General features: G+C 35.2%; 23 protein-coding genes, 1 pseudogene, 1 riboswitch and 1 other annotated feature. Of the genes and pseudogenes, 11 read left to right on the top strand and 13 right to left on the bottom strand.

All coding sequences use genetic code 11. The annotated features are described in order from the left end of the window. Positions 1-14 precede the first annotated feature (14 nt). The 3 genes from ACQVV1_RS08305 to ACQVV1_RS08295 form a co-directional block, all read right to left on the bottom strand. On the bottom strand, positions 15-1,208 hold the full coding sequence (locus ACQVV1_RS08305; protein WP_431168742.1) for an MFS transporter: 1,194 nt from the start codon (positions 1,206-1,208) through the stop codon (positions 15-17). A gap of 73 nt (positions 1,209-1,281) precedes the next feature. After that, positions 1,282-1,845, bottom strand: a complete 564-nt coding sequence (locus tag ACQVV1_RS08300; protein WP_242254631.1) for a maltose acetyltransferase domain-containing protein — start codon at positions 1,843-1,845, stop codon at positions 1,282-1,284. A gap of 222 nt (positions 1,846-2,067) precedes the next feature. Next, positions 2,068-3,066 (bottom strand): tryptophan--tRNA ligase, encoded by a 999-nt coding sequence (locus ACQVV1_RS08295; RefSeq protein ID WP_431168741.1) that lies wholly within the window; start codon positions 3,064-3,066, stop codon positions 2,068-2,070. Positions 3,067-3,110: 44 nt separating this feature from the next. Continuing rightward, positions 3,111-3,318: a binding site (T-box leader), on the bottom strand. Between the two features lie 137 nt (positions 3,319-3,455). On the opposite strand from ACQVV1_RS08295, the gene ACQVV1_RS08290 reads away from it, so the two are divergent. Next, entirely contained in the window at positions 3,456-4,613 is a 1,158-nt protein-coding gene (locus ACQVV1_RS08290) for a 1-deoxy-D-xylulose-5-phosphate reductoisomerase (protein ID WP_063220901.1), read from the top strand. 28 nt (positions 4,614-4,641) lie between these two features. On the opposite strand, the gene ACQVV1_RS08285 is transcribed toward ACQVV1_RS08290, so the two are convergent. Next, positions 4,642-5,763 carry an AI-2E family transporter gene (locus tag ACQVV1_RS08285; protein WP_063220900.1) on the bottom strand — a complete coding sequence of 374 codons (1,122 nt, stop codon included), beginning with the start codon at positions 5,761-5,763 and terminating at the stop codon, positions 4,642-4,644. 61 nt (positions 5,764-5,824) lie between these two features. Continuing rightward, a complete protein-coding gene (locus ACQVV1_RS08280) occupies positions 5,825-6,073 on the bottom strand; it encodes a GlsB/YeaQ/YmgE family stress response membrane protein (RefSeq protein WP_088097083.1) in 249 nt (82 codons plus the stop codon). A gap of 231 nt (positions 6,074-6,304) precedes the next feature. On the opposite strand from ACQVV1_RS08280, the gene ACQVV1_RS08275 reads away from it, so the two are divergent. Together ACQVV1_RS08275 and ACQVV1_RS08270 are read left to right on the top strand one after the other, a co-directional pair. Beyond that, the gene (locus ACQVV1_RS08275; protein WP_431168740.1) at positions 6,305-6,766 is read left to right on the top strand and encodes a GNAT family N-acetyltransferase; all 462 of its coding nucleotides are present in this window, start codon (positions 6,305-6,307) and stop codon (positions 6,764-6,766) included. Between the two features lie 38 nt (positions 6,767-6,804). After that, a riboswitch (cyclic di-AMP (ydaO/yuaA leader) is annotated at positions 6,805-6,946 on the top strand. A 97-nt stretch (positions 6,947-7,043) separates the two neighbouring features. Next, positions 7,044-7,187 (top strand): hypothetical protein, encoded by a 144-nt coding sequence (locus ACQVV1_RS08270; protein ID WP_000945244.1) that lies wholly within the window; start codon positions 7,044-7,046, stop codon positions 7,185-7,187. A gap of 55 nt (positions 7,188-7,242) precedes the next feature. On the opposite strand, the gene ACQVV1_RS08265 is transcribed toward ACQVV1_RS08270, so the two are convergent. Further along, positions 7,243-7,998 (bottom strand): class I SAM-dependent methyltransferase, encoded by a 756-nt coding sequence (locus tag ACQVV1_RS08265; RefSeq protein ID WP_431168739.1) that lies wholly within the window; start codon positions 7,996-7,998, stop codon positions 7,243-7,245. A gap of 41 nt (positions 7,999-8,039) precedes the next feature. Beyond that, positions 8,040-8,582: a CGNR zinc finger domain-containing protein gene (locus ACQVV1_RS08260; RefSeq protein WP_063220990.1), complete on the bottom strand. Its 543-nt coding sequence runs from the start codon at positions 8,580-8,582 to the stop codon at positions 8,040-8,042. 112 nt (positions 8,583-8,694) lie between these two features. Between ACQVV1_RS08260 and ACQVV1_RS08255 the strand changes: the two genes are divergently transcribed. Next, positions 8,695-9,888, top strand: coding sequence for an MDR family MFS transporter (locus ACQVV1_RS08255; protein WP_242254641.1), 1,194 nt, complete (start codon positions 8,695-8,697; stop codon positions 9,886-9,888). 40 nt (positions 9,889-9,928) lie between these two features. On the opposite strand, the pseudogene ACQVV1_RS08250 reads toward ACQVV1_RS08255, so the two are convergent. Continuing rightward, positions 9,929-10,192, bottom strand: a pseudogene (locus tag ACQVV1_RS08250) (tetratricopeptide repeat protein); the annotation flags it as partial. 388 nt (positions 10,193-10,580) lie between these two features. Here ACQVV1_RS08250 and ACQVV1_RS08245 point away from each other — a divergent pair. After that, entirely contained in the window at positions 10,581-10,958 is a 378-nt protein-coding gene (locus ACQVV1_RS08245) for a hypothetical protein (RefSeq protein WP_309259130.1), read from the top strand. A 76-nt stretch (positions 10,959-11,034) separates the two neighbouring features. Further along, positions 11,035-11,274 carry a DUF3923 family protein gene (locus ACQVV1_RS08240; protein WP_063221880.1) on the top strand — a complete coding sequence of 80 codons (240 nt, stop codon included), beginning with the start codon at positions 11,035-11,037 and terminating at the stop codon, positions 11,272-11,274. 121 nt (positions 11,275-11,395) lie between these two features. Here ACQVV1_RS08240 and ACQVV1_RS08235 read toward each other — a convergent pair whose 3' ends face one another. From ACQVV1_RS08235 to ACQVV1_RS08220, 4 genes are all read right to left on the bottom strand, one after another. After that, positions 11,396-11,944, bottom strand: coding sequence for a DUF2179 domain-containing protein (locus ACQVV1_RS08235; RefSeq protein WP_000938438.1), 549 nt, complete (start codon positions 11,942-11,944; stop codon positions 11,396-11,398). A 198-nt stretch (positions 11,945-12,142) separates the two neighbouring features. After that, on the bottom strand, positions 12,143-12,556 hold the full coding sequence (locus tag ACQVV1_RS08230) for an ATP synthase subunit I (RefSeq protein ID WP_242254647.1): 414 nt from the start codon (positions 12,554-12,556) through the stop codon (positions 12,143-12,145). Between the two features lie 52 nt (positions 12,557-12,608). After that, positions 12,609-13,937 carry a hemolysin family protein gene (locus tag ACQVV1_RS08225; RefSeq protein WP_000402258.1) on the bottom strand — a complete coding sequence of 443 codons (1,329 nt, stop codon included), beginning with the start codon at positions 13,935-13,937 and terminating at the stop codon, positions 12,609-12,611. A gap of 121 nt (positions 13,938-14,058) precedes the next feature. Further along, positions 14,059-14,466 (bottom strand): MerR family transcriptional regulator, encoded by a 408-nt coding sequence (locus ACQVV1_RS08220; RefSeq protein WP_000285638.1) that lies wholly within the window; start codon positions 14,464-14,466, stop codon positions 14,059-14,061. Between the two features lie 262 nt (positions 14,467-14,728). Between ACQVV1_RS08220 and ACQVV1_RS08215 the strand changes: the two genes are divergently transcribed. From ACQVV1_RS08215 to ACQVV1_RS08195, 5 genes are all read left to right on the top strand, one after another. Beyond that, positions 14,729-15,502 carry a glycosyltransferase family 2 protein gene (locus ACQVV1_RS08215; protein ID WP_242254651.1) on the top strand — a complete coding sequence of 258 codons (774 nt, stop codon included), beginning with the start codon at positions 14,729-14,731 and terminating at the stop codon, positions 15,500-15,502. 113 nt (positions 15,503-15,615) lie between these two features. Then, positions 15,616-16,383 (top strand): glucose-1-phosphate cytidylyltransferase, encoded by a 768-nt coding sequence (gene rfbF, locus ACQVV1_RS08210; RefSeq protein WP_242254652.1) that lies wholly within the window; start codon positions 15,616-15,618, stop codon positions 16,381-16,383. Between the two features lies 1 nt (position 16,384). Continuing rightward, positions 16,385-17,440 (top strand): CDP-glucose 4,6-dehydratase, encoded by a 1,056-nt coding sequence (gene rfbG, locus ACQVV1_RS08205; protein ID WP_242254654.1) that lies wholly within the window; start codon positions 16,385-16,387, stop codon positions 17,438-17,440. 12 nt (positions 17,441-17,452) lie between these two features. Next, the gene (locus ACQVV1_RS08200) at positions 17,453-18,676 is read left to right on the top strand and encodes a class I SAM-dependent methyltransferase (protein ID WP_242254656.1); all 1,224 of its coding nucleotides are present in this window, start codon (positions 17,453-17,455) and stop codon (positions 18,674-18,676) included. Beyond that, positions 18,673-19,596, top strand: coding sequence for an NAD-dependent epimerase/dehydratase family protein (locus tag ACQVV1_RS08195; RefSeq protein ID WP_309259132.1), 924 nt, complete (start codon positions 18,673-18,675; stop codon positions 19,594-19,596). Before ACQVV1_RS08200 ends, ACQVV1_RS08195 begins: the two co-directional genes overlap by 4 nt. On the opposite strand, the gene ACQVV1_RS08190 is transcribed toward ACQVV1_RS08195, so the two are convergent. Then, positions 19,565-20,350, bottom strand: coding sequence for a glycosyltransferase family 2 protein (locus ACQVV1_RS08190; protein WP_242254722.1), 786 nt, complete (start codon positions 20,348-20,350; stop codon positions 19,565-19,567). The two genes, ACQVV1_RS08195 and ACQVV1_RS08190, sit on opposite strands and share 32 nt — an antisense overlap. Positions 20,351-20,400 lie beyond the last annotated feature (50 nt).

Below are 20,400 nucleotides of genomic sequence, written 5' to 3'. Positions count from 1 at the left end.
GCGGCACTCCGTATTTAACTCGATGTATTCTCTCTCGTAACAGACGATACAATTCCAGACAAGATAACAAATAATAAAACAGCTAGCAAAGCATTACGTATTCCGAATGCTTCTCCAAGTATCCCTAAAAATGGTGGTCCGACTAAAAACGCTGTAAAACCGATTATAGAAACTGTCGCAACATTAGAAGTCGCATTTTCGCCGCCATCTCCAGCAGCAGAAAGACCAATTGGGAAACCTAGCGCGGCACCAATCCCCCACAGTACTACACCAAGTGCTAGAAAATATGAGTTACTCCCAAATATGACAATTGTCATTCCTATAATAGCCATCATAATAGTAGCACGTACAACAGCGACACGACCAAATCGATCAAGGAAATAACTACTACACATACGTGCTAACGTCATTGCCAATACAAAAATGGTGTACATAATAGAACCTGTCACAACACTTTGCTGATGTCCGTCTACTATCACGATAGGTAGCCAATCATTCGCACTTCCTTCTGCAAATGCCATTCCAAGCACGAAAAGACCAAGTAAAAGCACCTTTTTTTCCATACGTAAGGACGTAAGTTTCGCTCGTTTTTTGTTCCGTGATTTCTCCTTCTTTCCTGTTCCATGCGGAAGAAAACGATATACCATACATACAAGTAATACAAACACGACCGAAATCGTAAGAAACTGATACAAAATTGGAATGTGAAGCGTGGCGGCGACAGAGCCACTGAGCGCACCTACTAAAGTTCCTACACTAAAAAAGCCATGGAATTTCGGAAGAAGAGTTGTTCCTAATTTTTGCTCAATAGAAGAACCCTCTACATTCAATGCAACTTCTGCTAATCCATATCCTACTCCAAATACTAGTAAGCTACCAAAAGCGCCCATACTAGAAGCAAAATAAATATTACTACCTAAACAAAGTAATCCAACGATCATAAAAAACATACTACCTATAATAACGTCTCTAGCTCCCTTACCGTCAATAAAATGACTTGCACTCAGTAAACCAATTATTGAACCGACAGATAATCCGAACAAAATCCAGCCCATTTCTGCATTTGACACTGCTAAAATATCTCGAGTAGCTGCTGTTCTTGAAATCCATGTAGCAAATGCCACACCAGGCAAAGCAAATAAGAGAAACAGAGCGTTTCGAGAGGCAAGTAATGTCTTTGTACGATTTTCCGTACTATTTTTCTTCATATGAAACACCTTTCACATTGTCTATACGATACGACACGAAACTAGTTTATTCATGTACCCTTAAAAACGCTTTCTATAAGTCTATCGTTTTAATAACTTTAGCTGGGTTACCTCCAACTACTACATTATTAGGTACATCTTTTGTCACAACTGCTCCTGATGCAATTACAGCGTTGTCTCCAATTGAAATACCAGGGTTAATAATAGCTCCTCCGCCAACCCAAACATTGTTACCAATCCTTACAGGCTTTCCATATTCTTTGCCAGAATTCCGCTCTACCGGATGTAAAGGATGAGTGGCCGTATAAATATGGACACCAGGTGCAAACATACAATTATCACCGATTCGCACTTCACAAACGTCTAAAATCACACAATTGAAATTTGCGAAAAAGCTCTTTCCAACATGGATATTGTACCCGTAATCACAACGAAAATCAGGATTAATTTGGGCTTTCCCATCAGCTGAAGAACCTAAAAGCTGATTTAATAATGTAAAACGTTGTTCATCCCCTGTCTCCATCGCATCGTTATAAAGGCGTGTTAAACGTTTTGCCTCCACCCTATCAGCCACTAATTCTTCATCATCCGCAATATACATTTCTCCTACCAACATCTTTTCTTTCTCTGTTCTCATACAATCATCTCCTTCGTTATCGAATGGATTCCACTTATTAAACGACTTTAATAAGTGGAATTAATTATACTTATTAAACATGTTTAATAAGTATCCCTATATTAACATACTTTTTAAAATGTGCAATTAATAAATTTGGAAAGAAGATGTGAATTCCTTATTTTGCATGTGGATATAACGAATACAATAATTAAAATTCATATAGAAAAAACAAGGGAACACTTAACGTCCCCTCTCAAATCCAATCCGTTTTTTAATTTCCGCTAAATTTACCTTCGCGATTTCTCTTGCTCGTTCAGCACCTTTTTCTAGCGCTTCATATAATAAATTTGGCTCCTGCATATACATTGCATATTTCTCCCGAGGTGCTGCTAACTCACGATCTACAACGCGGAATAACTCTTTTTTCACATCGCCCCATCCAATTCCAGTCTCATATTTTTCACGTAATGACTGCATTTCATCTTCCGTCGCAAATTCTTTATAAATTGTATATAACGTTTCTAGTTCTTTCGGTTCATTTGGAAGTGAAGAATCTGTTTTGATTTTAAATATTAATTTTCGTAGTTTTTCTTGCGCTGCAAATAATGGGATCACATTTCCATAACTTTTACTCATCTTTCTTCCATCAAGTCCTGGTAATATTGCTCCTTCTTCTTGTATGACATACTCCGGAAGTGTAAATGTCATGCCGAATGTATGGTTAAAATACGTGGCAATATCACGCGCAATTTCAATATGCTGAATTTGGTCTTTCCCGACTGGCACATGAGTAGCTTGAAATAGTAATATGTCAGCTGCCATTAAGATCGGATACGTATATAAACCCATATTCACGCCTGCATCGACCTCTAAACCCGCTTCTTTATTTTGCTCTACTTTCGCTTTATACGCATGAGCACGGTTCATAAGCCCTTTCGGAGTTAGGCACGCTAATATCCAAGCTAATTCTAGAATCTCCGGCACTTCTGTTTGTCGGTAAAAAATAACATCTTCTCCAAGTCCAAGCGATAACCAAGTAGCAGCTACCTCTTTCGTATAACTACTAAACTGACCCGGATCATGCACAGCATTTAACGCATGATAATCCGCTATAAAATACAATGCTTTTCCTTCATTCTTCTTTGACATTTGCAACGCAGGTTTAATCGCACCAATATAATTTCCTAAATGCGGATAACCTGTCGGCTTAATCCCTGTTAACATTATTTTTTCACTCATCCTAACTCCTCCTTTCTCAAAATAAAAGGAGCCCCTCATCCTTAAAAAAGGACGAGAGACTCCCGCGGTACCACCTTCATTAGCTATCATTATAGCTCACTTCAACTTCTTAACGTGAAGCAACCGTCTTTACCTACTCATTTCAGTTAGAAGCTCCAGAGCCCATTCCATATTCATCCCTTACTGATTTCCACCACACATCAGCTCTCTGAAAAGTTTCGAATATGTACTCTTCTCTTTCATTGCTTTTGCTTATTTTTTACAGTTTATCACATTTCACTTCCAAACAAACCCGAATTTTCTATTTTATATAGCAGGAATTTCCACTTCAATTGTCTAATACTATATAGGTTTGCAGAAATACTCGAAACAACTTTGGAGGTTTTTTTATGGTAAAATATATATCCATTTTAGGTTCAACAGGATCCATCGGCACATCTGCATTAGATGTCGTTTCAACTCATCCTGAACATTTTAAAATCATCGGTTTAACCGCAAATTATAATATCGATCTTCTTGAGCAACAAATCAAAACGTTTCAACCTCGTATTGTAAGCGTCGCGACAAAAGAATTAGCAGACATGCTTCGTACGCGTATTTCAACCAACACAAAAATCACATATGGAACAGACGGCTTAATTGCGGTAGCTACTCATCCTGATTCAAATCTTGTATTAAGTTCTGTTGTCGGTGTTTCCGGACTACTTCCAACGATTGAAGCATTAAAGGCGAAGAAAGATATTGCCATCGCTAATAAAGAAACGTTAGTTGCAGCTGGACATATCGTAACTGAACTGGCGAAACAAAACGGATGTCGTTTAATTCCAGTCGATAGTGAGCATTCAGCTATTTTCCAATGTTTAAACGGAGAAAATAATAAAGAAATAGACAAATTAATTGTTACAGCTTCTGGCGGTGCATTCCGTGATAAAACACGTGAAGAAATGAAAACTTTACAAGCAAAAGATGCTTTAAAACATCCAAACTGGTTAATGGGGGCAAAACTAACGATTGATTCTGCCACATTAATGAATAAAGGATTCGAAGTAATGGAAGCAAGATGGCTATTTGATATTCCTTATGAAAAAATTGATGTAATGATTCATAAAGAAAGTATTATTCATTCTTTAGTAGAGTTTATTGATGGATCAGTTATGGCACAGCTCGGTGCTCCTGATATGAGGATGCCAATTCAATATGCGTTTCACTACCCTAATCGGCTACCTTCTTCTTATGAAAAATTAAATTTATTAGAAATTGGTAGTTTGCATTTTGAAAAACCAAATTTAGAGAAGTTCCCCTGTCTACAATACGCATTTGAATGTGGCAAAATTGGCGGTACAACTCCAGCCGTATTAAATGCAGCGAACGAAATTGCAAATGCACTATTTCTTAAAAATGAAATTGCATTTTTCGATATCGAAAAAACAATTTACAATACAGTTGAAGCTCATCATAACGTAAACGACCCTTCTCTAGATGCTATATTAGAAGCGGATCAATGGGCACGCCAATATGCACATCAATTGTTAATAAAAAAGAGCTAAAACAGATAATACTGTTTTAGCTCTTTTTTCACGTATTCAACTTAACAAATCTATAACCATGCGTAACTAACACTTTTAATATCGCATATCCTGGGATCGCTAAAATAATCCCCATAATTCCAAATAAATTTCCGGCAGTTAAAATAATAAATATGATTGTAATCGGATGAATATCTAACTTTTTCCCCATGACTTGCGGAGAAATAAATTTACCTTCTGCTAATTGTACAACCATCATAACGATAATTACCTTTAAAACCATTCCTGGCGAATCAATAAATGCGATAATTAACGCTGGTGTAATTGCAATGATTGGTCCTACATACGGAACGATATTTACAATCATCGCTAAAATAGCAAGCAGTACGGCATATTTAATACCGATAATAAGGTAACCAATTAATAACATAATACCGATAAACAAACTAACGATAATTTGTCCTCTAATATACGAACTAATCGCATAATGCATATCATCTAGTATTCTCATTGCTGCCGGTTGTCTTTGCTCTGAAATGAACTTTAAGAAATGATTCGGCAATTGCTCACCATCTTTTAAAAGATAGAACAATATAAACGGAACCATTACAAACGTTAAAACCACTTCTGTAACAGTGCTTAAAAATCCAGTTACATTTCCTGTTACTGATGATAATGACTTCGTAAAATCAACTGTGTAGTCTTTTACCATACTCGCTACATCAATATTTAAATTCTCCTGAATTTTGCTCAGTAAATTACTTTCTCCAAATCTACGTGCTGCTCGTTCGATTTCATGACCGAAATACGGTAAGTTATCTATTAATGCATCAATTTGATCTTTAATAATAGGAATAACCGTTAAAACTAAGAACACAAATAATCCAATTACGATTAAGTATATCGAGGCTATCGATACGATTCTTGAAACACCTTTCTTTTCAAGGAGTGAAACGAATGGATGCAAAATATAAAATAGTACGCCCGCTAATAATACCGGGAAGAAAATTGTTTTTAAAAAGACGATAAACGGAGTAAACACAAAAGAAATTTTTGTTAGCAATAAAATATTAATGAACAATAATGCAAATCCAAGTAGCACTGCTAAATAATTGTGTTCTCTAAAAAACTGTTTCAGCTTGTCCCTTTTTCTTATATTTATTTTCTCCAACTAAACCACCTCTTCGAATGATGAAAAGCCCTTATTCAGGGCTTTTCGTCATAATCTATATTTATTTCCTTGCAGCTTTCACTACAAATGATACAATAAAAATTAACACGATTGCTCCTAATAATGCTGGCACAACATGAATCCCACCAAATGATGGCCCAAAAGATCCAAATAATCTACTGCCTAACGAAGCACCTAATAAACCTGCGATAATATTTCCAAACATACCACCCGGAAAATTTTTACCCGTTATAGAACTAGCAATTGCACCTATAATAGCACCAACTATTAATGTGATAATCCATCCCATCTTTAGTCCTCCATTTCTATTATAGTCTGTATGCTCAAATACAAGAGTAGCAAAACTCTTATTTAAGATTACAAATTCATTTACACTAACCATATTCTACTATAGAAACAAACGGAAGAGTAATATATGTAAGGAGATACATATATTATATGCAAAAAAGAAAATCATTGTCAAACTTACCCAAAAATCAATTATATTAATATATCATATTCAAAGGAGGCTTCATTATCTATGATTCTTAAGTTAAATGCCACTTCTTGTGAAGTAGCAGCATCCATTTTACAAGTTCAAATTCCGGCTTATAAAATTGAAGCAAACTATTTAAACAGTACTGCAATCCCCCGTTTATATGATACTGTAAACGATATTCAAAATTGCGGTGAAACATTCTATGGATATTTTTCTGTAAACAAACTTGTCGGCTTTATTTCTTTTATGCAAGAAGAACAGCTTATTGATATCCACAGATTAGTTGTATCGCCCGATTTTTTTCAAAAAGGAATCGCAACGAAACTCCTAATTTATATTTTTAACATGTTTCCTTCTTCCACGACATATATTGTACAAACAGGTAAAGCAAATCCCCCTGCTATTGCATTATATAAAAAACACGGCTTCCTTGAAGTAACAGATATAAAAATTACCGATCGTATGATTCTTACACAATTAAAAAAGACAGAAAACATAAAATAGTTTGACTCATCAATTTATTTATGTTATCTTTTACTTTATAATACCTTTTGCTGAGTCCAAATTTTGGAGCGGGGGAACCACTTTTGTAGCTATGCTACTTGGGGCGAATCTTTTTTAAGTAGGGAACTCTCACTTCCCGAGTCCGACAGCTAACCTCGTAAGCGTAATGGGAGAGGAAGGTGCTTTTTGCCTATGCTACACATTTTGCCTCCTTAGTTATAAATATGGGAACGATACCAAATAGTCACCTATATTTATAGAAAAGGAGATATGTATTATGTTACGTTTATCTGATCACGCAATAAAAATGATGGAGCAAAGACTTCGACTAGAGCAACACCGCACATATCAAGCAAATAAAATTGTAGATAACTTACATCATAAATACTTCTTTCAACATATTTTTCAGCCGAAAAGATAAGTACTAACCTTTAACAAAATACAGCGTACGCTGAAAAAAGCGTACGCTGTATTTTTCATTTCCTTGCCTTCACAATAAAAGTAGTCGGCACCATTCTAGCTTTATATAAAGAATAATACTTCGTAGAAGGCTCCGCTAATTCTTCAGCAAATGAGCTAGCTGGTTCAGGCTCTTCCATCCTCTCAATTGTAAAACCAACTCTATTTAACTCATTTATGTATGTACTCATTTTTCTTTTATATAACGTTGCTTGTACATTTTCCCCTTTAAATGTTTCAAACGTAATAGGAGTTTCCTCATGATAAGACGAGCTTAAAGCAATCTCCTCAGTTCCATACATTAAGTTTGAATATACGGGATGCTCCCAGCTAAAAATAAAAATTCCTCCTGGCTTTACATACGAATAAATCAATTCCAACGTTTTTCTTAAATCCGAAGTCCAACCTAATGCATAAATGGAATATACAATATCAAAATACCCTTTCGGAATATCTCCTTCCTCTTCCATTGCTCCGCATACTAACTTTGGATTCCAACACTTTAACGTTTCATTCGCTGTTTTAATTTGTTCACTTGAAAGATCAAGACCCCATACTTCCTCTGCCCCATGTTCTGCCATATATTGCAACGAATGACCACTTCCACACCCTATATCAAGAACCTTTTTATTTCTGATTGAATCGAACAAATGAATCTCATCTTCAGACGCTGTATACGGACCATATTTCGGTAAACAATCCACTTGAAAAAAATAAGGTGCAACTGTATCCCAACACTTTTTATTTAAAGCTAACATTTGTGTACTTTCCATACCCTTCATTCCCCCATCCTATTTTCTTCCCCTAATATTAATTACACATCATAACCCGATCTCCCTTTTCTCTTCGCTCGGTAGTTTTTTACTTTTGCAATTGTACCGCATGCTCTTCCTCCTTCTTCTCCAGCATACATACCGCACCACCTTTTACTTCCATTACGCGAATGGTCATAAAATACCCAGCGACAATCTGGACATGCTTTTAACCTTCCCCACCAATTTTCTTGAATCGAGATAAACACAATGCTTAATATTTTTGTATACACATTCTCTTCGTATACTGGTTCATATGTAATACCTTTCATATGTTCCTTTATATGTACATGAAATGGGTATTTCTCTAACCATTTTTGCAACGATCCTTCACCTTCAATCGTCATCCGAATATCTTCTCGAAAACTTTTTAATTCCTCTATCGTATGAAAAGGGAACTCTTCATGAAAATATTTTTTCATAAATTTCTTTATATCCCCTTCTGTTTGTATCAAATCAATTGGCTCTCTCGTATCGTTTGGTATTTTCCATGTATTTAAAAATTCCCGAATATATTCTAATTCATGTGGTGCGTTCTGATTCAATTCCATTCACCTTCTTCTTAAAATTTACTTTTTTCTGACTTTATGTATAATTATAATATAAAATCGTTAACCATCAATTAATTTTACTGGTTACAAAATTAGGAGGAGTTCTATGAAAAGTTTCTCAATACCGATACGTTTCATGCTTATTTCTTCATTTTTTATGTCTTTTGGGTATTTTGCAGTATACGCATTTTTAGCTATTTATCTATTAACCTTTCTCCATTTTTCAGCTGTTCAAGTAGGAACAGTGTTGACGGTTATGACAATCACATCACGAGTTATTCCTTTATTCTCAGGATTAATTGCTGACAAAATAGGCTATATCATTATGATGATAGCCGGATTATTTTTAAGAGGAATCGGATTTATCGCTTTAGGAATATGTTCTGATTTCTATACAATTTCTATTTCCTCTGCACTTATTGGCTTTGGAACTGCATTTTATGAACCTGCTGCTCGCGCCATATTCGGCTCACAACCAGCTCATATGAGAAAAAATTTATTTACATATTTAAACCTTAGTTTTAATTGCGGTGCAATAATTGGACCAATTGCAGGAGGGTTCTTACTTTTACTTGATCCAATCTATGCTTTCTCTCTAACAGGATCTCTTATGCTGTTATTCGCTTTTATCTTTTACTTACTTAAAAATCACTTCCAGGTCACTACTGAACACACGTCTATTACATTAGGAATACAGGCTATCTTACAAAACAAGTCTTTCATTCTGTTTTCATTTATCATGATCTTCTTCTATATTATGTTTACTCAGCTTACTGTCGCACTTCCACTTCATATGAAAAACATTAGTAATAGCAATCAGCTTGCTACACTAGTTATTACGATAAATGCAATAACAGGCGTCATATTTATGGTATTATTCCGAAAACTTTTTCACAAATACAACACACTTTCCATTATTAAATACGGCGTTTTATTAATGAGTATTTCCTTTTTACTCATTCCTTTATTTCAACACCCATATTGGCTATTTATTTGTGTAATTTTATTTACAATCGGTGAAACACTCGTATTACCTAACGCTGATATCGCTATTGCAAATTACAGTAATGAATCATATACAGCCACTTTCTTCGGATTTTATCAACTATCACTCGCATTTGGTTTTATCATCGGTAATTATACCGGTACATCTTTTACATCCAACCTAAACGGAATGTATACACCATGGCTTATTTTCGGTGGAATAGGACTTATTGGTTTTATTTCACTACATATTTTAAATATTAAAAAAGGGTCCTCTAAAGAGGATATATACCTATGTAATACAAGCGACCTATAACGAAAAAGATTCGACCATCATGTTTGACAGTCGAATCTTTTTATTTTTCATATTCAAGATGATTATGTCTTTTACAACCAAATAAATAGCAAGCCCCTATATAATCAGTTTCAAATTCTAACCCTGGAACATATCCAGATTTGATACGTTCTATCATTGTTTTATAACAATTATTCTCTTCTGTATATTCCTTAATTAACTCTTTCTTATCGTTTTCTGTCCAGTTCTCTTCTACTTCTTCATTCTGAACATCTTCTATTTCTGCTGTTTTCGCTTCGATAGATTCCCGTATAACTTCATTTCTAGATTCATGTACTGCTCGGTGAAACAGTTCCATCGCTTCCTCATAATTATTTTGTTCAAACATTTCAATTGCCTTCTCGTTAATGTTCAAGTAACTACCTCCGAAGTGAATAAATTCATCTATTCCATATCATTATTGTAAAATGTAAAAATTGTAATTTCCATAAAAAATTTTCTTTCTCCTGTCTATATTTCGATTGAAATAGAAGCTAAAACAAACGATTTTGCAACAATAAGTAAACTTTTTAATCTCCCTTAAATTGGATATACACTCTGTTTTAATTTACATATTATGGTACAATCAACTAGAGTGCTAACTAAACATTTACGTACCTCACTAGCAGTCTAACAATGCCAAAATCAAAAATCACTTGAAATCGGGGGATGTTATGAAAAAGAAGTTAATGACTCTTCTATTCACTGGAATCATATTATCAGGATGTTCAACTATAGCAGAAAATTCTTTAGAAACCGGAAGCGGCAGTATGGAATTATTAACACCAACGATTACAACAAAAGATAATGAATTAGAAATTAAGACTGAAGGTATTGATGAAAATAAAATAACTTTTATTTATGTTGCCAATAAACAAGTATTGGAACAAAAAATAAAGAATGGTGAACCTTACAAACTTAACATTAAAGATATTGAGCATGCTCATAGGACAGATTACAAACCAAAAGTTCAACTTTTGCAAACGAAAGATGATGATAAAGATGGAGAAATGGTAACGTTTAAACAAGTTAGATATACAGTTAAAAACTAATTTTAAAGTTGTTTCATTATAAATATAACGAACGAAAATATACTGTTAACAAAGGGTAAATGTAAGGCGTGCTAATATGAAAAAACGATGGATTTCTTGGTGGATTGGTAACATATTTTGGATTATCCTTTTTGGAGTATGGGCCGCTATTATTTGGCTACGAGATGTTGATGGTGCTGGTGTTATTCAAACACCCGAAATTAAATCCATATCACTTATCGTTTTATTAATCGCGTTTATCATACCGATATTTATTCAAGTCGTATGGCTAATTATTAATTTGAGGATGAGTAAAAAAAATAATTATACGATTTAGTTTTTTAACTTAAAACATAAATACTTTTCATAAAAAAGAGAGGAATCTACATCAAAATAGATTCCTCTCTTTTACATATGGGATTATGCCGTTCTTTTAAAACTGCACTATTCCCTTTTCTTTACGATGCATGTTCATCTTTCTTTTTCATTAACGCTCTTTTCTTCATCGCCTTCGTTAAATATCCGCCTTTAAATGAACGAATTTCATAAGAAGACATAAAGGCTTTCGGTGCAATTTCATTAATAATTTCTAACAGTTCTTTTTCTCTAGAACGCTTTGCAACGATATCTAAGCGATAACGTATCGAATTAATGCCTTCGCCTTCAAATACTGTAACGCCAAATCCAGAGTGACGTAATTCATCTACTAATTCATTACAACGGTCTAGTAAACTAACTTGATACGTAATATAACCAATTGCTAATTTATTCTCTATATAACCGCCTAATAATAGTCCCGCACTAAAGCCAATGACATAGGCAACGATGTTCATCCAATTTGATAAATCTTGAAACACAATACCTAAACTGACAATGTAAATAGCTCCTTCTAACAATCCAACACCAGCAGCGGATCTTGTTTGATTCTTTACAAGCAAAATCGTACGGATTGTCAAAATGGGAACGTAAATAATTTGAAGCACAAAAATAAGTAACGCTTGTAACATTGGTATCCACCTCTTTCAAAAAGTCTTTTGTCATGATAACATACTTAAGCTTTAGAAATCGATGGGTTTTCAAATTTTTTTTTATTATTTTTCATACTATTGAAAAACGTAAAAAAGAAGCGTATTATATTTGTCGTTAATTTGATTACTTGTATCATATCGCTAAACTAAAAAAGGAACCCCATTAGGTCCCTTTCATCATAGCTCTATGTTTTTCGAAGCATTTTCTCTTTGCTTCTCTTCTTCTTTCATTAACTGTATATTTGCATAAGCTAAATTCGTAATCATTAAAAAGTGACCACCTAAAATGCCTGTACCAAATGCCCACATTTCCATTTCATGCTCAATTTCATACATGATGATAGCTCCTAAAATGGCAGCTGCAAATCGGTTTAGAACTCCTAATCCCGGAGCCTTTTCCTTCATTACAATACTTTTCCCAAGTTTCTCCACTCTGCGAGCTAATAACCAAAGGCAATATGCACTTACAGCTAATCCGATCCCAAACCCTGTTACTTGTTTCCCAAACGGAGTAATCGTCCACATAAGTAGTAAACCACTAAAGATTACATACAATTGTAATCGATATACACGTAAGGCTTCTTGAATCAAAATATCCGCTCCTAATCTCGCATTTTTTATACTTTAGAAGAAAAGCAGCAACTTACACAGTTGCTGCTTTCTCTTCTTCTTGCTCTTGTTCCATCTTACGAATTTCAACACGTTTAATTTGGTAAGCGTCTTTTTCTAACACTTTAAATTCATAACCTTCCGCCTCAACATGTTGTCCTTCTTCGATTTCATGATTTTGCATCATAATCCATCCACCGATTGTATCCACATCATCTTCTTCGATGTGTAATCCAAATAAATCTTTCACTTCTGAGATAAGCACTTTTCCATCAACAATGATATGTTGTTCGTTCACATGCTGAATTGGTGGTGCTTCATCTTCATCATATTCATCACGAATTTCGCCGACGATTTCCTCCAAGATATCTTCAAGCGTTACAATTCCGGCTGTTCCTCCGTACTCATCATATAAAACAGCCATCGGAATTCGCTTCTTCTGCATTTGAAGTAATAAATCGTGAATTGGAGTCGTTTCCATCACTTCAATAATCGGACGCATATACGAGCGAATAGATGATAAATCTTTTTGATCCTCGGTCATATATCGAATAAAGAAATCTTTTACGTTGACCATACCGATAATATCATCTTTATCTTCTCCAAAAATCGGATAACGTGTGTATCGCTCATTTTGGATTACTTTCATGTGTTCTTCTACTGAATCTTCCAAGTAGAAACCGACGATTTCTGTTCGCGGTACCATAATCTCTTTTGCAATACGATTATCAAATTCAAAAATGTTATTTACATACTTGTATTCAGCTTGATTAATTTCGCCACTTTCATAGCTATCTGAAAGGATAAGGCGTAATTCTTCTTCTGTATGAGCTACTTCATGTTCTGAAGCTGGCTTTAAACCGAATAAACCAGTTATCACACGAGCTGAACCGTTCAATACCCAAATAAATGGATACATTACTTTATAGAACATCATTAATGGACCTGCCAATAATAACGTTACCCTTTCAGCCTTTTGAATTGCCATTGTTTTCGGAGCTAATTCCCCTACTACAACGTGTAAATACGTCATAATCATAAAAGCAAGACCAAATGTTAATACTGATGAAATAGAAGGGTTTAAGTTCCATTTCTCAAATAACGGGTGTAATAACTTTTCGATTGTCGGTTCACCTAACCAACCTAATCCCATAGCTGTAACTGTAATACCTAATTGACAAGCAGATAAATATTCATCTAAATTTGTTGTTACCTTTTTCGCTGCTAAAGCACCGCGTTTTCCTTCCGCAACAAGCTGATCGATACGGCTTGAACGTATCTTTACAATCGCAAACTCTGCTGCTACGAAAAATCCAGTAAATGCGATTAAAATCGCAACCATGACTAAATTAAATATTTCCAATGAATCCCCTTAGTTAAAAAAACTAAGGTGTCCACCTCCTGTATACTATAATGTTTTCTTATTTGTTTCTTAGAAAACATAGCCCGATACAAAAATTAAAGAGGTCGGATTACACTTTTTTCTATAATAATAGAACAAGTGTCTGTATTAAAGCTGTCGTTTGACCAGATAAAGATTTCGATATTTTTTCACGTTGTGAATCAGTCAATCCATCTAAAAGCGGCTTTAACTCCGTTAACTCTGCTTCTAATCGATGAATATGGTCTGTCACTTCATTCACTTGTTTCGAAACGTGTTCATTGATACCGAGCAGCTTCTTCTTCTCCTCGATTTTCTCTTTAATCTCACAAAGCGGCATATGCATTTCTTTGCACTTCTCAATAAATTGTAATGTCTCAAATGCTGTTTCGTCGTAATAGCGATAATTAGATTGAGATCGCTCCGCTTTTAAGATACCTAGATTCGTATAATAATCAATCGTTCGTTTCGACACGTGAGCCATGAGAGCCAACTGTCCGATTCGATACACCTTCCCAACGATCTTCCCCCCTTGATTATATTACTACCATCATACAATACATAAACTGTACAGTCAAACGTGACGGTTTATTGTTCATAATTTATACAAAATTACAAGATTCACCCTATTATTATTCAATACAAGTAATCTACACTTATACAATAAAATTACTAAACTATTACTTAATCACTACATTGTCTGCACCTTTTAACCTTTCTTATTAAAAAACATATCCTACTAATAATGATTGCTTGTATAGGAGATGATTAACATGAGAAAGACACTCATTTCTCATTTTTATAATGAAGAATACCTACTTCCATGGTGGCTTATGCATCACACAAAAATATTCGATCACGGTATTTTAATTAATAGAGGTTCTACAGATCGTTCTGTTGAACTTTGCAAATTATTTGCTCCCCACTGGGAAGTACGAGATTCAAGATTCCTTGAATTCGATCCCACTAATACTGACATTGAAGTAATGGAAATTGAAAGAGAAGTTTCAGGTTGGAAGATGGTATTAAATACTACAGAATTTCTTTGCTGTAATAATGTAGAAGAATTTTTCTCATCACTTCATACGTTAGGGCAAAATATGTATGCGATTAGAATGATTGTCATGATTGATAAGCATGATTACAATTATTCAAAACTAAGATATTCCATTCCTTTAGTAGAACAACGATATCACGGGCTCTTTCCTTATAAACCAGAAATCGGTTGTGCCTGGAGATTTATACACAACCATATTGATGGCGCATATTTACCAGGCAGACATTTTACCCGGCACCAACCTATCGTTTATAACTCCCCTTCATTCATTTTAAAATTTTATTTTAGCCCTTGGAACGAACATACAAAGGCAAGAAAATTACAAATTACACCCACCCTCTCAAAAAAGGGCGTTCGATTGGGACTTCAAATACAATATGGTCGGTCCTCTGAAGAACTCGAAGCTCGATTTTTAATGTTAACTAATTCAACACAGGATCTACGTAATCATCCTGAGTATCAACAATTATTCCCTAAATTCAAACCTTAATATGTCTCATCCTATCATGCTCCACACATTTTTACGCACTTAGTCAAAAACAAAACCATTTGCATACAATATGAATACTGTATATATTATATTTTTTATTTTAGGAGGAAAAAATGAAAGCTGTTATTCTTGCTGGTGGATACGGGACAAGGATTGGGGAAGAAACACATTTAAAACCGAAACCTATGATTGAAATTGGAACAAAACCTATTTTATGGCACATTATGAGTTTGTATAGCCATTACGGGATTACTGAGTTTATTATTTGCTTAGGCTATAAAGGATATGCGATTAAAGAGTTCTTTCTAAATTACAACTTACACATGTCCGATTTCACGATACATTTAAGCGATAATACAATTACTAGCCATTCTCATCGTGTAGAACCGTGGAAAGTTACACTAATCGATACTGGTGTAAATACCGAAACGGGTGGACGAGTTAAGAAAATACAAAATTACGTCGGGGACGAACCTTTCTGCCTCACTTATGGCGATGGATTAAGTAATGTAAATATAAAAGAACTCATTGCATTTCATAAAAAGCACGGCAAAACGGCTACTGTTACAGCCGTACAACCTCCTGGTAGATTCGGTTCTCTCGTCTTAGATAAACAGTCTGTAACATCCTTTCAAGAGAAGCCACTCGGGGATGGCGGATGGGTTAACGGTGGATTTTTCGTTTTAAATCCTGATGTTTTTAATTGCATTAGTGGAGATAAGTCTGTTTTTGAAACAGACACTTTAGTTCAGTTAGTAAACAAAGATGAACTAGCCGCATATCAACATACTGGCTTTTGGCATCCGATGGATACATTGCGCGATAAAAATAAATTAGTCGAGCTATGGGAAAGTAATAACGCTCCGTGGAAGGTTTGGTAATATGTCTTCATCATCTTTTTGGAATAAGAAAAAAGTATTTATTACGGGACATACTGGCTTTAAAGGCTCATGGCTCACCCTTTTTTTAACTTCTTTAGGTGCAGAAATAGTTGGCTTTTCTTCTCATCCCCCTTCCATCCCTAACCTTTTTGAACAATGTAACGTAGCAAAAGAGTGCATAACAATTCATGGCGATATTACAGATTACGATTCTTTATTCCACGCCATGAAACAACACAACCCTGACATACTATTTCATTTAGCAGCCCAGCCAATCGTCACTACTTCATATAAGAATCCTATCGAAACATTTAAAACGAATGTTTTAGGTACTGTTCACGTATTAGAAGCGGCAAAACATATAGAAAGTATACGCAGCATCATTAATGTTACAAGTGATAAATGTTACGAAAATGATGGAAGCGGCAACCGGGCATTCACGGAAAGTGACCGGCTAGGAGGTTTCGATCCTTATAGTGCTAGTAAAGCTTGCGCTGAATTAGTTGCAGCATCATACCAAAAATCATTCTTCTGCACTAACATACTTAAACTTGCCTCAGTCAGAGCAGGTAACGTCATCGGTGGTGGTGATTGGGCAGAAGATCGATTATTTCCAGATACCATCCGTGCATATTTACAAGACGGCACATTAAATATTAGAAACAAAAACGCTATTCGTCCGTGGCAACACGTATTAGATCCTTTACATGGCTATATCCTTTTAGCTGAAAATCTTTGGACAGACGCTGAATATGCAGAAGCGTGGAATTTCGGCCCGATGAATGAACCTAACAAAACCGTTCATGATGTCATTCAATCTATAATAAAATTATGGAATAAACCACTAACAATCCTTTCTCCTCATACAAATCCCCCTTATGAATCACCTGTTTTAACACTCGATAGTACAAAAGCAGTAAATAAACTCGGTTGGACTCCTAAGTTATCAACAAATCATTCTATCGCTTGGACTGTTGATTGGTACAAAAAATATGCATCCGGTGAAAATATGGAATCTTTCACGCGGCAACAAATTGATGCATTCAAAAATTTATAAGGGGGCTATAAAATGGAACAGAAAAAATGCCGTTTTTGCCACTCATTTCTAACAAATACTTTTTTAGATTTAGGTGTTTCTCCTCTCGCTAACTCATTTGTAGCTCCAGAACACTCATATAAAATGGAACCATTTTATCCATTGCACACGTTTGTTTGTCACTCTTGTTTACTTGTGCAATTAGATGAATTTGAATCTCCGCACAATATTTTTCATGACTATTTATACTTTAGCTCTTACTCATCAAGCTGGTTATTACACGCTAAGCAATATGTAGAAATGGCGATTAAGCGTTTTAACTTAGCAAACCATTCGAAAGTAATTGAAATTGCGAGTAACGACGGGTACTTATTACAATACTTTCAAAAAGAAAATATTGAGACGTTAGGAATTGAACCAGCAAAAAACGTAGCAGAAATTGCTATCCAAAAAGGAATTCCTACTGAAGTGAATTTTTTCAGCAATGACTTAGCCAAAAAATTACCGCAAGCAGATTTAATTATCGCAAATAACGTATTGGCACACGTCCCGAACTTGCATAATTTTGTGGCAGGTTTAAAAACGTTATTAAAACAAGATGGCACGATAACAATTGAATTCCCGCACTTATTAAACCTCATATCCTTCAAACAGTTTGATACGATCTACCACGAGCACTTCTCCTATTTCTCACTTATAAGCCTTCAAAAAGTTTTAGCTCACCATCATTTACAAATTGTTGATGTAGAAGAACTTTCAACGCACGGTGGTTCATTACGTATTTTTGTAAACCATCTAAGTGACCAATCCACTATCCATTCCAATGTTACAAAACTACTCCAAAAAGAAGTCAATCACGGGCTAGATACATTAGATTGCTATCTTCTTTTTTCTAAACGCATAGAACAATTGAAAATAAGTATTTTACAGTTTTTTATCGAAGCGAAAGCTTTAAACAAACAAATTATCGGTTACGGTGCTCCAGCTAAAGGAAACACCCTTTTAAATTATTGCGGGATAGGAAAAGAGTTTCTAGCTTATACAGTAGATAAAAACCCTCACAAACAAAATCTCCTTCTACCAGGAACCCGCATTCCAATAAAATCTCCTGAAGAAATTAAACGTACAAAACCTGATTACATTCTCATACTTCCTTGGAATTTGAAAGACGAAATTATGAAGGAATGCTCTTTCATTCGTGAATGGGGCGGCAAATTTTTAGTAACAATACCAGAAGTTGAGGTAATTGAGCCATGAAAAAAATCCTTGTAACAGGCGGTAGTGGATGGATTGGTAAATATGTTGTACATTCTCTTATTCAAAAGGGCTATGAAGTGCACGCCACTTACAATACAAATAAGCCTTCCCATCTTTCTTGCCATTGGCATAAAGTAAACTTACTTTGCGATGAAGAAGTAAAAAAACTCATTTACGATATGAAACCTAGTCATCTCATTCATTTAGCTTGGGAAGCAGTGCCGCCAGCATGCTATGTATCCATTCATAATTACTATTGGCTGACATCCAGCATCTCATTGATTCAACACTTCACAGCATGCGGTGGAAAGCGTGTCGTCGTCGCAGGTACTGGCGCAGAGTATGAATGGTTTAACGGCGTATTATTTGAAGATTCACCGCTTCTTTCCTATAAAACCCCGTATTCATTATGTAAAAACGTACTACACTCCTGGCTACAATCATACGCACGACAAACAGGCCTCAGCATGTGTTGGGGCCGCATTTTTCATATGTATGGCCCTCAAGAACAAGGGAATCGACTCGTTTCTAACATTATCACTTCCTTATTAAAAAATGAGGAAGCACTATGTACACATGGAAAACAATCAAGAGATTTCCTCCATGTGGGTGACGTCGCTGATGCTCTCGTAACAGTACTAGAACGCGACGTTACAGGCACAATCAATATCGCCTCCGGTCAATCTGTACAAATTAAAGAATTAGCTTCTATCATCGCTAAGAAGATAGGAAAAGAACATTTAATAAAATTAGGTGCTATCCCTTTCTCTAAAGATGAACCTTTATTTGTCGGAGTTAATATAGACCGTTTAAAAACTGAAGCAAACTGGAAACCAATATACGATCTAAATACTGGAATCGAAGAAACAATTTTATGGTGGGAATCATTTATAAAAAAGCATAACGATACGCAACACTAAAACGTAAATCCCTCGCCCCTCTTGCTAAATCCTTATACCATTCTTCTAATTTTTCAGGCGTAATAATATGGTGCGTTCCCATTCCCCCATGCTTACTAGCTTCAGAAAGAGTCGGACCAATTTGTAATTTTCTCTTTCTCATCGCATCGTTCCATGGACTGAAACCAAACCATGCAATACATGCAAGTGGCGGATAAATCATAGATTCATGTGCAGATAAATGTCTTCCAACCGTATAACTTCCGTGTTCATGATTATGAATAAATCTACCTCTTCTCCATAACGGCCAATCTTCTGGTAAATAACCGTGAAATCGTTGTTTCATTAAAGGTATTCCAAAGTTAAGGTCCGGATAATTATAGTTAAGATCATCGACCATAATAAGCCCTTCCAGCCAATACATCCTCCCTCCCAATTCATTCAGTGATTTCCAAAACTGATTTTTATCTTGTACGCAAAGAAACTCAGTCGTATTTAAAATCATTTTCCATCCTTTTACTTCTTGTTCCACCCTCATCACTTCATGATCTGTCGCAAATGCATCAAACTCTGGATTTACAGAATCTCGCACTTCCCAATGCGGTGCGAATTTTTTACAAATTTCAACTGAACGATCTGTAGATCCTTTATTAATTAAAATGCCATGATCAAACAGTTTCGTATGATGCTTAAGCCACCATGGTAATAAATACTCTTCATTATAAAAATGAGAGATAACGGTTGTAGTAATGTAAATCTCCTCCTCTTTCTCTATTAATCTACTTTTTCATCCTACTCCTAATATACTTATCAGTTATGTAATTT

It is taken from the genome of Bacillus basilensis, from assembly GCF_050630465.1.
Taxonomy (GTDB): domain Bacteria; phylum Bacillota; class Bacilli; order Bacillales; family Bacillaceae_G; genus Bacillus_A; species Bacillus_A basilensis.
The sequence above is the reverse complement of the archived record's forward strand: the minus strand, read 5'-3'. Positions and strand labels throughout refer to the sequence as shown.

Excerpts from the sequence above, each read along its gene's own strand:
- ACQVV1_RS08305 (WP_431168742.1), bottom strand. The coding sequence starts at position 1,208 with ATGAAGAAAAATAGTACGGAAAATCGTACAAAGACATTACTTGCCTCT.
- ACQVV1_RS08300 (WP_242254631.1), bottom strand. The coding sequence starts at position 1,845 with ATGAGAACAGAGAAAGAAAAGATGTTGGTAGGAGAAATGTATATTGCG.
- ACQVV1_RS08295 (WP_431168741.1), bottom strand. The coding sequence starts at position 3,066 with ATGAGTGAAAAAATAATGTTAACAGGGATTAAGCCGACAGGTTATCCG.
- ACQVV1_RS08290 (WP_063220901.1), top strand. The coding sequence starts at position 3,456 with ATGGTAAAATATATATCCATTTTAGGTTCAACAGGATCCATCGGCACA.
- ACQVV1_RS08280 (WP_088097083.1), bottom strand. The coding sequence starts at position 6,073 with ATGGGATGGATTATCACATTAATAGTTGGTGCTATTATAGGTGCAATT.
- ACQVV1_RS08275 (WP_431168740.1), top strand. The coding sequence starts at position 6,305 with ATGATTCTTAAGTTAAATGCCACTTCTTGTGAAGTAGCAGCATCCATT.
- ACQVV1_RS08270 (WP_000945244.1), top strand. The coding sequence starts at position 7,044 with ATGTTACGTTTATCTGATCACGCAATAAAAATGATGGAGCAAAGACTT.
- ACQVV1_RS08265 (WP_431168739.1), bottom strand. The coding sequence starts at position 7,998 with ATGGAAAGTACACAAATGTTAGCTTTAAATAAAAAGTGTTGGGATACA.
- ACQVV1_RS08255 (WP_242254641.1), top strand. The coding sequence starts at position 8,695 with ATGAAAAGTTTCTCAATACCGATACGTTTCATGCTTATTTCTTCATTT.
- ACQVV1_RS08245 (WP_309259130.1), top strand. The coding sequence starts at position 10,581 with ATGAAAAAGAAGTTAATGACTCTTCTATTCACTGGAATCATATTATCA.
- ACQVV1_RS08240 (WP_063221880.1), top strand. The coding sequence starts at position 11,035 with ATGAAAAAACGATGGATTTCTTGGTGGATTGGTAACATATTTTGGATT.
- ACQVV1_RS08235 (WP_000938438.1), bottom strand. The coding sequence starts at position 11,944 with ATGTTACAAGCGTTACTTATTTTTGTGCTTCAAATTATTTACGTTCCC.
- ACQVV1_RS08215 (WP_242254651.1), top strand. The coding sequence starts at position 14,729 with ATGAGAAAGACACTCATTTCTCATTTTTATAATGAAGAATACCTACTT.
- rfbF (WP_242254652.1), top strand. The coding sequence starts at position 15,616 with ATGAAAGCTGTTATTCTTGCTGGTGGATACGGGACAAGGATTGGGGAA.
- rfbG (WP_242254654.1), top strand. The coding sequence starts at position 16,385 with ATGTCTTCATCATCTTTTTGGAATAAGAAAAAAGTATTTATTACGGGA.
- ACQVV1_RS08200 (WP_242254656.1), top strand. The coding sequence starts at position 17,453 with ATGGAACAGAAAAAATGCCGTTTTTGCCACTCATTTCTAACAAATACT.
- ACQVV1_RS08195 (WP_309259132.1), top strand. The coding sequence starts at position 18,673 with ATGAAAAAAATCCTTGTAACAGGCGGTAGTGGATGGATTGGTAAATAT.